13 protein-coding genes are annotated in these 12,382 nt (G+C 69.0%); 7 read left to right on the top strand and 6 right to left on the bottom strand.

Going from position 1 to position 12,382, the window contains the following annotated elements; genetic code table 11:
- The first annotated feature begins 16 nt into the window (after positions 1–16).
- From EF888_RS13060 to EF888_RS13070, 3 genes are read left to right on the top strand one after another with little or no spacing between them, the layout of a single operon-like run.
- A complete protein-coding gene (locus EF888_RS13060; protein WP_109758175.1) occupies positions 17–1,717 on the top strand; it encodes an FAD-dependent oxidoreductase in 1,701 nt (566 codons plus the stop codon).
- Positions 1,714–2,523: a sugar phosphate isomerase/epimerase family protein gene (locus EF888_RS13065; RefSeq protein ID WP_109758174.1), complete on the top strand. Its 810-nt coding sequence runs from the start codon at positions 1,714–1,716 to the stop codon at positions 2,521–2,523. The genes EF888_RS13060 and EF888_RS13065 overlap by 4 nt, the downstream gene beginning before the upstream one ends.
- A complete protein-coding gene (locus EF888_RS13070) occupies positions 2,520–3,353 on the top strand; it encodes a 3-oxoadipate:acetyl-CoA acetyltransferase (protein ID WP_109758173.1) in 834 nt (277 codons plus the stop codon). The genes EF888_RS13065 and EF888_RS13070 overlap by 4 nt, the downstream gene beginning before the upstream one ends.
- Before the next feature lie 4 nt (positions 3,354–3,357).
- On the opposite strand, the gene EF888_RS13075 is transcribed toward EF888_RS13070, so the two are convergent.
- The 4 genes from EF888_RS13075 to EF888_RS13090 form a co-directional block, all read right to left on the bottom strand.
- On the bottom strand, positions 3,358–4,239 hold the full coding sequence (locus tag EF888_RS13075; RefSeq protein ID WP_109758172.1) for a helix-turn-helix transcriptional regulator: 882 nt from the start codon (positions 4,237–4,239) through the stop codon (positions 3,358–3,360).
- Positions 4,240–4,302: 63 nt separating this feature from the next.
- Entirely contained in the window at positions 4,303–5,115 is an 813-nt protein-coding gene (locus EF888_RS13080) for an ABC transporter substrate-binding protein (protein WP_109758171.1), read from the bottom strand.
- A gap of 22 nt (positions 5,116–5,137) precedes the next feature.
- Positions 5,138–5,878 carry an ABC transporter ATP-binding protein gene (locus EF888_RS13085; RefSeq protein WP_109758170.1) on the bottom strand — a complete coding sequence of 247 codons (741 nt, stop codon included), beginning with the start codon at positions 5,876–5,878 and terminating at the stop codon, positions 5,138–5,140.
- Positions 5,871–6,578 carry an ABC transporter permease gene (locus tag EF888_RS13090; RefSeq protein ID WP_109758169.1) on the bottom strand — a complete coding sequence of 236 codons (708 nt, stop codon included), beginning with the start codon at positions 6,576–6,578 and terminating at the stop codon, positions 5,871–5,873. The genes EF888_RS13085 and EF888_RS13090 overlap by 8 nt, the downstream gene beginning before the upstream one ends.
- 184 nt (positions 6,579–6,762) lie before the next feature.
- Here EF888_RS13090 and EF888_RS13095 point away from each other — a divergent pair, with 184 nt between their 5' ends.
- Entirely contained in the window at positions 6,763–7,869 is a 1,107-nt protein-coding gene (locus EF888_RS13095; protein ID WP_241239665.1) for a putative sulfate/molybdate transporter, read from the top strand.
- Here the strand turns inward: EF888_RS13095 and EF888_RS13100 are convergent.
- Positions 7,859–8,455, bottom strand: a complete 597-nt coding sequence (locus tag EF888_RS13100) for a hypothetical protein (protein ID WP_109758167.1) — start codon at positions 8,453–8,455, stop codon at positions 7,859–7,861. The two genes, EF888_RS13095 and EF888_RS13100, sit on opposite strands and share 11 nt — an antisense overlap.
- A 157-nt stretch (positions 8,456–8,612) precedes the next feature.
- Between EF888_RS13100 and EF888_RS13105 the strand changes: the two genes are divergently transcribed.
- The 3 genes from EF888_RS13105 to EF888_RS13115 all read left to right on the top strand — a co-directional run bounded on the left by EF888_RS13105 (position 8,613) and on the right by EF888_RS13115 (position 11,019).
- Complete coding sequence (locus EF888_RS13105) at positions 8,613–9,194, top strand: VOC family protein (RefSeq protein WP_109758527.1); 582 nt, start codon at positions 8,613–8,615, stop codon at positions 9,192–9,194.
- Between the two features lie 54 nt (positions 9,195–9,248).
- The gene (locus tag EF888_RS13110) at positions 9,249–10,361 is read left to right on the top strand and encodes a 5-methyltetrahydropteroyltriglutamate--homocysteine S-methyltransferase (RefSeq protein ID WP_109758166.1); all 1,113 of its coding nucleotides are present in this window, start codon (positions 9,249–9,251) and stop codon (positions 10,359–10,361) included.
- Positions 10,362–10,434: 73 nt separating this feature from the next.
- Positions 10,435–11,019 carry a thioredoxin family protein gene (locus EF888_RS13115; RefSeq protein WP_109758165.1) on the top strand — a complete coding sequence of 195 codons (585 nt, stop codon included), beginning with the start codon at positions 10,435–10,437 and terminating at the stop codon, positions 11,017–11,019.
- On the opposite strand, the gene EF888_RS13120 is transcribed toward EF888_RS13115, so the two are convergent.
- Positions 11,020–12,078 (bottom strand): YeeE/YedE family protein, encoded by a 1,059-nt coding sequence (locus EF888_RS13120; protein WP_109758164.1) that lies wholly within the window; start codon positions 12,076–12,078, stop codon positions 11,020–11,022.
- Positions 12,079–12,382: the final 304 nt, after the last annotated feature.

Raw genomic sequence — 12,382 nt, forward strand, 5'->3', positions numbered from 1 at the left:
AGGGGGAGGAGCAGAGTTGGCCGAAAGCGCGGAGCGGACAGTGGACTGCGACCTCCTCGTCGCCGGGTCGGGTGCCGCGGGGTTCGCCGCGGCGCTCGTGGCGGCGCACCGGGGCCTGCGCGTGATCCTGGCCGACAAGGCGCCGGTCCTCGGAGGCACGACCGCCTGGTCCGGCGGCTGGATCTGGGCGCCTGGCAACCCCGTGGCGCGCCGCGCCGGGGTGCCCGACGAGGGCGACGCTCCCCGCCGCTATCTCGAGGCCGTGCTCGGCAACGCGTTCGATCCGGCGCTGGTCGACGCCTTCCTCGCCGCCGCGCCCGAGATGGTGGATTTCCTCGAGAGGCACACCGCCCTGCGGTTCCAGCCCGGCCTCGGCATTCCCGACACCTACGGCGACCGCCCCGGCGCGGGCACCGGCGGGCGGTCGATCATCGCGGAACCCTACGACGCGCGCGATCTCGGATCCGACCTCGCGCTTCTGCGGCCGCCGCTGCGCGAGACGTCGTTCCTGGGGCTGACGATCCAGGCCGGGCCGGACCTGCGCGCCTTCCTGTCGGCCACGCGGAAGCCCGGATCGGCGCTGCATGTCGCGCGGCGGCTGGGACGGCACCTGTGGGATCTGGCGCTGCACGGGCGCGGAATGCAGCTTCGGAACGGCAACGCGCTGGCCGCGCGGCTTTTGCGGTCGGCGCGCGACATGGGCGTCGAGCTTCGGCCTGGCCACGCGGTCGTGCGACTGCTGACGGGACCGGAGGGCGTGACGGGCGCGGTGCTGCTCTCGGACGCGGGCGAGACGACGATCCGAACGACGCGCGGCGTCGTCCTCGCCACCGGAGGCTATCCGCACGACGCCGCCCGGCGCGATGCGACCTTCCCGCGTGCCGAGGGTCACCTGACGTTGGCCGTACCGACGGCCACGGGCGACGGTCTGCGACTGGGTGAAGGTGCAGGAGGCCGTCAGGCGCGTCATCTCGCGGCGGCTGGCGCATGGTGCCCCGTGTCCCAGGTCACCTGGCCCGACGGGACGACCGGGACCTTTCCCCACATCATCGACCGGGGCAAACCGGGCGTCATCGGCGTCCTCGCCTCGGGCCGGCGGTTCTGCAACGAAGGGCTCGGCTATCACGACTATGTCCGCGACATGCTGGCGGCCGTGCCCGAAGGCGAAGCGGTCGCGTCCTGGCTGGTGTGCGACCGGCGGTTCCTGCGGCGCTATGGCCTTGGCATCGCGCGTCCGGCGCCCCTGCCCGTCCGCCCGTGGATCCGGTCGGGCTATGTGAAGACGGGACAAACGCTGCGAGAGCTGGCGTCGTCCTGCGGCATCGACGCAGACGGCCTCGCCGCCACCGTCGCGCGCTTCAACGACGACGCCCGGCGCGGAGAGGACACCGAATTCCAGCGCGGCACCACGCCCTACATGCGGCTTCAGGGCGACCCCGAGGTGGGCCCGAACCCCTGCCTCGCGCCCATCGAGACGCCGCCCTATTACGCCGTCCGCGTGGTCCCGGGCAGCTTCGGCACCTTCGCCGGCCTCGTCACCGATGCTGAGGCGCGCGTCCTCGACGAGAGGGGTGCGCCCATCCCAGGCCTCTATGCGGCGGGCACTGACATGGCGAGCGTGATGGGCGGACACTATCCTGCGGGGGGAATCAACCTCGGCCCCGCGCTGACCTTTGGGTTCGTCGCGGGCCGCCACGCCGCCGGAGCCGCCCCGTGACGCGCACCCTGTCGCTCGCTCACCTGACCGCCATCGACCTCGCACCCCCGGCGCTGATCCGCGCGGCGGCCGAGGCGGGGTTCGACGCCGTGGGGCTGCGGCTGATCCGGGTGACGGACACCAGCCCCGGCTATCCGCTGATGGTCGACACCCCGATGATGCGCGAGACGCGCGCAGCGCTGGCGGACACGGGGCTGTCCGTCCACGACATCGAGTTCGTGCGGATCGAGCCCGGCACCGACGTCGACGCGCTGGAGCCGTTCCTCGACGCGGGCGCGACGCTTGGTGCGCGCGAAGTGGTGGTGGCGCCCTACGATCCCGACCTGTCGCGGCTCGCGGATCGGCTGGCTGAATTCGCGGAACGCGCCGCGACGCGGTCGCTCGGGGTGTCGATGGAGTTCTTTCCCTGGACGCCGCCGCGCGACCTCGACGCGGCGCTCGCGCTCGTCACGCAGGCGGGGCCGCGCGCTGGTCTCCTTGTCGATGCGCTTCACTTCGACCGCTCCGAGAGCAGCCTCGAGACGCTGCGGCGGGTGCCGCGCGAGAGACTGCGCTTCGCGCATCTGTCGGACGCCCCCGTCCATCCGCCCTACTCTGCCGACGAGTTGTTCCACACGGCGCGCGAAGCCCGCCTGCCGCCCAGAGAGGGGCAGATCGACCTCCACGCCTTCCTCGACGCGCTGCCGCCCGACTTGCCCCTTGGTGTCGAGGTGCCCATGGCCGCCCTCTGCGCCGCCGAGGGTCCCGCCGCCGCAATTCCCCGTGCCTTCGCCGGCACCAGACGCCTATTGGGAGAGAGACCATGACCACCCCCGCCATCATCTGCGTCGCCATCACCGGATCGCTGCCCACGAAAGCCGTGAACCCCGCGGTCCCGATCACCGTGGCCGAACAGGTCGAAAGCACTCAGGCCGCCTTCGAGGCGGGCGCCACCATCGTCCACGCGCATGTCCGCAACGACGACGAGACGCCCTCGTCGGACCCCGAGAAGTTCGCGCGGCTGAAGGAGGGGTTGGACAAGCGTTGCCCTGGCATGATCGTTCAGTTCTCGACCGGGGGGCGGTCAGGCGCGGGACAGGCGCGCGGCGGAATGCTGCCCCTCAAGCCCGACATGGCGTCGCTGTCGGTCGGGTCGAACAACTTCCCGACCCGGGTCTACGAGAACCCGCCCGACCTCGTGGACTGGCTTGCCTCCGAGATGAAGGCGCATGCTGTCATGCCCGAGATCGAGGCGTTCGATCTGTCGCACATCTTTCAGGCCGCGCGGATGCACGCGGACGGTCGCCTGCCCGCAAGACCCTATGTCCAGTTCGTCATGGGGGTGAAGAACGCCATGCCGGTCGATCGCGAGGTATTCGAGTTCTACATCCACACGGTGAAGCGGTTCTTCGGCGAGGATGCGCCCTGGTGCGCCGCCGGCATCGGGGCCGAACAAATCACGCTGAACAGGTGGGCGGCCGAGGCGGGCGGGCACCTGCGGACGGGGCTCGAGGACAACGTGCGGATGGACAAGACGACGCTCGCGCCGTCGAACGCGGCCCTTGTGGAGCGCGCGGCGCGGATCGTCGAGGAGGCGGGGCGGCGCGTCGCCACGGTGGCCGAGGCGCGGGCGTTGCTGGGTCTGCGCGGCGTCTGACGGTTCAGGCGTTCCACACCACCTGGCCCAGGTCCGCCACCCCGTAGCCCGCGAGGCGGCCGGCGCGGTCGCGGAAGGCGTCGGTCCGCGCGAAGGCCATGAGCGCCTGCATCGGCGGCTCGAACCAGGCGCGGCGGTCGACGAGAAGGTCGAACCTCTCCTCGATCAGCGGCACGAAGGCGAGGCCGTAGGGCTGTGCGACCGCCTCCATCCCGAAGGCCACGTCGGCATCGCCCTGCTGGACGGCGAGGACGACGTCCTGCTCGCTGCGGCAGGGCGCGGTGGCGGTCAGCCTGGTCTCGTCGACGCCATGCTCGGAGAGGATATGGCGAAACAGCACCTCGGCCCCCGCCTCGGGCTGGCGGCGCGCGACGCGAAGCCCTTCCAGCCGGTTGGGGCCGGTGACGCTGTCTTTCAGGTCGGGGCGAAGGACGAGGCCGCGCGTGCGCGACACCCACCTGACGAGAACGGCGTCCTGCGAGGCGACCGACGCCTTCGCCGTGGCGACGTTCCAGCCGCCGTCCGCCTCGCGGACATGGAGGCCCGCCGCCGCGCCCTCGCCCGCCGCAAAGCGCCTGAGACCGTCGAGCGAGGAATCGAACATCGTCGCGAAGCCGGAGCGCGATTCCCGAAGCGCCCAGTCCAGAAGCGGGTCGTGGCTGCCGAGGAAGATGTCGGGGCGGCGCGCGGGCGCGGTCGCGCCGCTTTTCGTCCTCTCGATCCAGGCGCGCACCTGGTCGGCGGGGAACAGGAGCTTGCCCGTCGCGCGCGAGCAGGGCACCTGCCCCGAGGAGGCGAGGTCATAGACCTTGCGCTCCTTGATCCGCAGAAGCTCGGCCAGTTCCCGGACCGTCAGGAATTCGTGGGGGTGATGGGTGTCCGCCATGCGGCCACCTTACCCGGCCCGCGCGGCGCGGCAAGCGGGGGCGGTGGCCCCCGCCCGCGGGTATCACTCGGGCGCGTTCGGGAAGAACAGTTGCTGATCGTTGATCCTGTAGCCCGCGATGGCGTCCTGCCCTTCATCTGACAGTAGCCAGTCGATGAAAGCCTGCCCCTCTTCGGCCTTCACCGAAGGACACTTCTCGGGGTTCACGAGGATGACGCCGTACTGGTTGAAGAGGTCGGTGTCGCCCTCGACCGCGATGTCGTAGTCCTGCTTGTTCTCGAAGCTGATCCAGGTCGCGCGGTCGGTCAGGACATAGGCGCCCATGCCGATGCCGGTGTTGAGCGTGGCGCCCATGCCGGAGCCCGTCTCGCGATACCAGTCGCCCGAGGCCGACTTGGGGTCGACGCCTGCCGAGTTCCAAAGCGCCAGTTCCGCCTTGTGTGTGCCGGAGTCGTCGCCACGGGAGGCGAAGGGAGCGCCCGTCTCGGCGATCTTCGCCATCGCGCCCTGCACGTCGTCGGTACCATTCACGCCGGCGGGGTCTTCCGTCGGGCCAACGATGACGAAGTCGTTGTACATCAGGTCCGTCCGCATGACGCCGCCGCCTTCCGCGACGAATTTCTCCTCGGCGCTCTTGGCGTGGACCAGAAGCACGTCGCCGTCGCAGTTGGCCGCGTTGCCGATGGCCTGTCCGGTGCCGACCGCAACCACGTTGACCTCGATGCCGGTCTCGCCCTCGAAGATCGGGAGAAGGTAGTCGTAGAGGCCGGAGTTCGCCGTCGAGGTCGTGGACTGCACGATGATCGATTCAGCGAAGGCGCCGCCGGCGGTCATTGCGATCGTCGAGGCGATGGCGAGTTTCTTTATCAATTTCATTGGTCTGTGACCCTTTCCTGCATCAAAGAACATATCGCCCCGCGAGATAGGCCGCGGCCTCTCCGCTGTGCGGTGCGTCGAAGAACCGGGTCGCGTCGCACCTCTCGACCAGGCGACCCCGCGCGAAGAAGGCGACGTCGGAGGCCAGGCGGCGCGCCTGGGCGACGTCGTGGGTGACGAGGATGACGCGGACGCCCTCGCCCGCGATCTCGGTGATCGCCGTCTCGATGGTCAGCGCGGAGGCCGGATCGAGGCTGGCGGTGGGCTCGTCGAGGAAGAGAACCTGCGGACGGGTCGCAAGTGCACGGGCGAGGGCCAGGCGCTGCTGCTGGCCGCCCGAAAGACGCCGGGCGGAGTCGCCAGCGCGTTCGAGAAGGCCGACGCGAGCAAGGCAGGCGTTGCGCCAGTCGGCGTCGTGGATGCCGCGCGCCTTCAGGGCGAAGTCGACATTGGCGGCCACGGACCGCCGCAACAGCACGGGCGCCTGAAAGACCATCGCCTGCCGCAGACGGTCGCGGTCGGTCAGCGTCGCGCCGTCCAGCGTCACGCGACCCGAGGTCGGGGCCTGAAGGCCGTGGAGACAGCGCAGGAGAAGGGTCTTGCCCGCCCCGTTCGGCCCCATGACGACCGACACGCCGCCGCCTTCGAACCGCAGGCTCACGTCGTCCAGCCGCCGGACGCCCCCGATGTCGAGGCTGAGGTTTTCGGCCCCCACGATGGCGCCCGTCTCGGTCATCCGCACCTCTCGCGCCAGGTCACGCATGGGCCACGCGTTCCCCGGGAAGCCGCAGCGCCTGGACGCCCGCGTTCACGCCGAGTGCGATCACCATCAGGACGAGGCCGAGCGCCAGCGCGAGAGGCAGGTCGCCCTTCGAGGTCTCGAGCGCTATGGCGGTCGTCATCACCCGCGTCAGGTGGTCGATGTTGCCGCCCACGATCATCACCGCGCCGACCTCGGCCACGGCGCGGCCGAAGCCCGCCATCGCGACGGTCAGGAGCGAGAAGCGGCCGTCCCACAGAAGCGCGCCCATGCTTTGCCAGCGGGTCAGGCCCAGCGAGCGGAACTGGTCGGCGTATTCGCGGTGCAGATCCTCGATCACCTGGCGCGACAGGGCCGCGACGATGGGGGTGATGAGCACCGTTTGGGCCACGATCATCGCGGTGGGCGTATAGAGGAGGCCGAGGAAGCCGAGCGGGCCGGAGCGGCTGAGGTGCAGGTAGACGAGCAGGCCCACCACGACCGGCGGCAGGCCCATCAGTGCGTTGAGGGCGACGAGCGCGGCACCCCGTCCGGGGAATCGGGCGACGGCGAGGAAGGCGCCGAGCGTCAGGCCGAGGACGCAGGCCACGGCGGTCGCGGTCAGGCTGACGCGCAGCGAGAGAAGCACGATCTCGAAGAGGTCCGCGTCGCCACGGGCGACAAGCCCCAGGGCGAGGGCGATGGCTTCGGCCATATCGTGCAAATCCTCCCCCTCTCATTGCATGATTTACGTAGGCAACCCTAGTTGCGGTAATTCCTGCGTGCAACATCGCATTCCTGATGATGCGATAAGCCCCGCAAATGCAGGCGTCCCTTGCGTTTTTGCTTCTCACCGCGGTCAGGGCGTGGAATCCTCGTGCGACCCCTTACGAGGAACCGCGAAAACCGTGCAGCCCGCCTTTCGCCTCGACCTTCGGGAAGCCAGCGGTGCGCTTGGCGACCTGGGAACGCTCCTGCCGCTGATGCTGGGCGCGATCGCGGTCGGCGGACTGTCGGCGCAGCCGGTCCTCGCGGGCTTCGCCGTCTTCTACGCCGCCACCGCGCTCGTCTACCGTCTGCCCGTCCCGGTGCAGCCGATGAAGGCCATCGCGGCCCTGCTGCTGGTCGGAGCGGCTACGCCGGTCTCGGTCGCGCTTGCGGGTGCAATCATCGGGGGTGTCCTCATCCTTCTCGCGATCACGGGATGGGCCGCGCGACTGGCGCGCCTCGTGCCGCAGTCTGTGCTGGCGGGGCTTCAGCTTGGACTGGGGATCGCTCTCGGCCTTCTCGCGATCCGGCTGATGGGAACAGCGCCCGTTGCGGGCCTGCTGAGCCTTACCTGCGTCGCTGCGCTTCTGTGGGCCGGGCTGCCGGCGGCGCTGCTGTTCCTTGCCGCCGCCCTTCCGCTCGGCCTCGCGCTCGACCTGCCGGGGATCGCGCTTGCCGCGCCGGAAGAGACGGCGCTGGCGGCGACGGTCCAGCAGCTTGTCCTCCCGCAGCTTTCGCTGACGCTGACGAACGCCATCCTGCTGACGGCGCTCGTCGCCAAGGACTGCTGGGGAGAGGCGGCGCGGGACGTCACGCCGAAGCGGCTTGCGCTGACGAGCGGGATCGCGAACCTCTGCCTCGCGCCATTGGGCGCGCTGCCCATGTGCCACGGCGCGGGCGGCGTCACGGCGCACCATCGCTTCGGCGCTCGCACCGGGGCCGCGCCCCTGATGCTGGCCGCAGCGCTTCTGGCGGTGGCGCTTGTGCCCGGAGCGCCCGACCTACTCGCCCACATCCCGGCGGCAGCGCTTGGCGCGCTCCTGATGATCGCCGCCGTCGACCTCGCGGCGCAGAAGCGCATCGTCGACTGCAAGCCGTCCTGCCGCCCGGTCATCGCGGTGACGGCGCTGGCCACGGTCGTCGTGGACCCGTTCATCGGTTTGGTGGTCGGCACGGCGGCCGAAGCGATCCGCGTCGCCGTCGTCCGCCGGCTTTACGGCAAAAGCGACCGCGCGTTCAGAAGCTGAGTTTCGCGCGGCGCCGCGTTTCCTTCGCCCGCGCTTTTCTCTCGAGCACGACGTCACGCGCGACCCAGTCGTAGTCCGTGTCGGCGACGACCGTGTCGAAGTGCAGGATCCCGCCCTTGCGCCACGGATCCAGCACCAGACCCTGGCGATAGTCGTCGCCCCGGCGGCTGATGATGGCCGTCGAATGGTCGATCCGGAACGGGTTGTCGGCGCTGGCGATGGCGCGGTGGATCTCGAGCGTCTTGAAATTTTGCGCCACCAGCGCCGTCTCCATATCCTCGGCCCAGTGCCAGCAGAGGCCGCGCGGACGCAGGCCCATGTTGACCTTGGTGTTGTGGACGAGCGGGCTGTCCGTGATCTGGTACTGGATCGCCAGTTCGCGCGTGCGCGCGAAGGAGACGCGTGCGGCGCGGTCGGCCTCTTCGAGGTCGATGCCGGGCCCAAGAGCCAGGATCGCGGCGCGCAGTTCGGCGACCTGCGCCTCGCCCACAGGGGCGCTTTTCTGCGGATCGACGCCGCCGCAACTTGCGACGAAGAGAACGGTGAGGATCAGAAGGACGCCGCGGAACGCGCGATACATGGTCATGGTCGGAGTCTTTGGTTGTTCGCCTGTCACTTGAGGTGCTAGCGCGCCGCCCTTCGGATGTCGACCCGCTCACGCGGAATTGTGCCGGGGGCTCGCAAGCCTGCGACAGGGTGCTATTGTGCGCCCAGGGGAACAGGGAGGGGCAAAGATGACCGACATTCGCAAGCTTCAGGTGCAGGGCGTGCATCACATCACGCTGACCGGCGCCGACCGGCAGACCTCGATCGATTTCTGGGAGGGCACGCTCGGGATGCCATTCATCTTCGAGCAGCCGAACCTCGACTCGCCCGGAGAGAACCACCTCTATTTCGATCCGGGCGACGGGCGGCTGATCACGATCTTCACGAACGAGGACCGCACTCCGGACCGACGCCGGACGCCGACCGATCCGGGCTGCGTCCACCACCTGGCCTTTGCGGTGTCCGAGGCGACCTTCGCCCAGGCCGAAACGCGGCTGAAGGCGCGCGGCATCGGCTATACCGGGCCGAAGGACCGGGGGTTCATGGATTCGATCTATTTCAAGGATCCGCTCGGCTTTCTGATCGAACTCGCCTGCTATCGCTTCACGCCGCCCGAGGGCTGCCGCCATGCCGACGTCATGATCCGCGCGCACCGCCTCCGGGTCGAACGCGGCGACCACCACATCGACCGTGTCCACCTTGCCGACGCCATCGAAGCGCTGGTCGAGGAGCGGCACGCCTCGCTGTCGGCGGACCGGAGTGCCCGAAACCCGTATTGAAGCCGGAGGCCCATTCCCCTAGGCAAGGTCGCGCAGAACGAGGAGAAAAAGAAGATGCCCACGCCCCCCTTCCGCGCCGACCACGTCGGCAGCCTTCTCCGTCCCGCCGCGATCACCGACGCCCGCCGCCGCCACGCCTCCGCCGAGATCACCGCCTGGGACCTCAAGGCCATCGAGGACGAAGCCATCCCCGAGCTGATCCGGATGCAGGAGGAGGTCGGCCTCAAGGCCGTCACCGACGGCGAGGCGCGGCGTTCGTTCTGGCACTATGATTTCATGGGGATGCTCGACGGCCTCGACCTCGAGGAGCGCGACCCCGAGGGCGGCGTCCAGTTCGCGGGCGTGAAGCTGCGGCCGATCTTTCCGACCATCTCGGGGAAGCTCGATTTTCCTGCCGACCATCCGATGCTGGACCACTTCCGGTTCGTGAAGGATCACACGACGGTCGTGCCCAAGATCTCGATCCCCGGCCCCTCGTGCTGCCACTTCCGAACCGCGCCCGAGGACATCAAGGTCGCCGCCTACCTCGATGATCCGCAATCTCTTTTCGATGACCTTGCGGCAACCTACCGCAAGGCGGTCCATGCGTTCTACGATGCCGGGTGCCGTTACCTTCAGATGGACGACATCTTCTTCGCCTACCTCTGCGACCCGAAGCACCGCGCGGCAAAGGCCGAGGCCGGACAGGACCCGGACTGGCTGATCGAGCGCTATTCCTGGATGATGCGCGAGGCGATCAAGGACCGGCCCGAGGACATGGTGATCGGGATGCACATGTGCCGGGGCAACTTCCGGTCGACCCACGCCGCCGAGGGAGCGTACGACGCCGCCGCCGAGGCGATCTTCTCGACCGGGGTGGATGTGTTCTTCATGGAGTACGACACCGACCGTGCGGGCGGTCTGGAGCCGCTCGGCCTTCTGCCGAAAGGCAAGCAGCGCGTCCTGCCGGGGTTCATCACCACCAAGACGGGCGAGCTCGAGGACATGGACTGGCTGAAGGCGCGATTCGAGGAGGCCTCGAAGTATTGCGACATCGACCAGTTGGGCATCGCGCCGCAATGCGGCTTCGCCTCGACCGAGGAAGGCAACGCCATCACGCCGGACGACCAGCGCCGGAAGCTCGATCTGGTGGTGCGCTGCGCCGAGGAGATCTGGGGCGGGGTGTGACGCACCGCCGCTTGGCGGAACGTCACACCCGTGATATTCGTAAGCCTGAATACATGAAACGGGAGGAGCCGTCATGATCCGCACCGCACTCGCTGTCCTCGTCGCTGCCGTGGCCCTGCCCGTTTTCGCCGAGACGGTGCCGATGGGCGATGACGGGCTCCACAAGCCCGCATGGTTTCGCGAGACGTTCAAAGACCTGCAGGAGGATGCTGCTGAGGCGGCGTCCGAGGGCAAACGGCTTCTTGTCATCGTCGAGCAGCGCGGTTGCCTTTACTGCAGGGACATGCACGAGCAAACCTTCAGCGACCCTCGCGTCAAAGCTATGCTCGAAGAGAATTACTTCCCCGTGCAGATCAACTTGCATGGCAATATCGAGGTTACGGACACCGACGGCGAAACGCTGACCGAGAAGGATGCGACGCGGAAGTGGGGTATTCTCTTCACGCCGACGATGATCGTCATGCCGGCCGAGGTGGAAGGCGACCGTCCCGCCGTGGCGCAGGCGGCGGCCGTGATGCCGGGCGCCTTCTCGGCCGGAACCACACTGGACCTACTGACGTGGGTCTGGGAGGACCGCTTCCTCGACCAGTCGGAAGAAGACTTCCAGCGCTACCACGCGCGCCGAATTCGCGAGCGCGACAACGGCGACACCCGCTGATTATTCAGCCGCGAGGACCGCTCCCGCGGATGCGCGGCCGCGCGTCAGAAGCGCGTCGGTCAGCCGGGCACCGGCCATGATCGAGCCGAGCGCGATCAGCGCCGCGACTGAAAGCGACGCCGAACCCGAGAGGCCTGCGCCCACGGTGCAGCCGCCGGCCAGAACGCCGCCAAGGCCCATGAGGCTCGCCCCGCCCGCATAGCGCAGCGTCTGCGCTGGCGTCTCGAAGCTTTCGAGCCTCAGTTCGCGCCGGGCCGCCGCCGAGAGGAAGGCGCCGACGAGGACGCCGCCGACGAGGCCCGTGCTGAAGCCCGCCGGGATCGAGGTCGAGGCGATGGTCCAGAACAGCGTGTCCGCCCAGGGCTGCGTGAAGGAAAGCGATATCAGCGGGATCGGGTCGAACTCGTCCAGTAGGAACCAGCCGGTGCCGATCCAGCCAAGCGGGATCAATGCGCCGATGACCGCCGCCATCGCAAGGTGAAGCGGCCGCGCGCCCGACCGCCAGACCACGGCAGCGAGCCCCAGCGCCAGGAGCGCCGTCCAGACGGGAGCGCCGCCGGGAAGTCCCGACAGGGACGCGGCGTCGCCGAGCCCGATGGTGGGGGTGCCGAGGGCGACGCGGACGGGCGACAGAAGCCCCTTGAGCGCCGAATGCGCCACGACGGCGAAGAGGACGATGACGGTGACGGCGCGCAGATTTCCGGTGGCCGACAGGACGGTCAGCCGCGACACGCATCCGCGCGTCAGGACCATGCCTGCACCGAAGATCAGCCCGCCGACGATCACTGCGACGAAGGGCAGGTCCGCGACGTGCAGGCGGTGGTCCGAGAAGTCGATCCAGCCCGCCGCGACTGCAAGCTGCGTGCCGAGAAGCGCCACGATCAGCGCCGTAAGCCAGGTGCCGAGCGCCTGACGGCGATCCGGTCCCGCGACCATGCCGCGCCTGAGACAGAAACGTGAAATCTGCGCCGCGATGCCGAAGACCACGCCCAGAAGGCCCCCCAGGATCACCGAGGCGAACACGGGCGTCAGATCGGTGTCGAAGGTCTCGAAGAACATGGCGCAATCCCTAATTCGCGGACCCCGCCACCTAGCTCAGGACGCGCGCGCGATCAAATGGCCGGGGCGGGCGGGATTCCCTTGCGCGCGCCCTCGCCCGGAACGGCGTCCCGCAGGCGCTGATAATCGGGTCAGGCGTCCTGCGACACAAGCTGGACCGAAACAATTTTCCCTGAATCATAGGCCTGCGGCGCATACAAAAAGACGCCCGTTCTGAAAAACGGGCGCCAAGTTACGGAACGAGGGACAGTGATAGGACACCGGGCGTTCCGAGCCCGGGCCATGCAAACGAAATAGGAACGGA

The sequence above is a fragment of the Silicimonas algicola genome, from assembly GCF_003970735.1.
GTDB lineage: Bacteria > Pseudomonadota > Alphaproteobacteria > Rhodobacterales > Rhodobacteraceae > Silicimonas > Silicimonas algicola.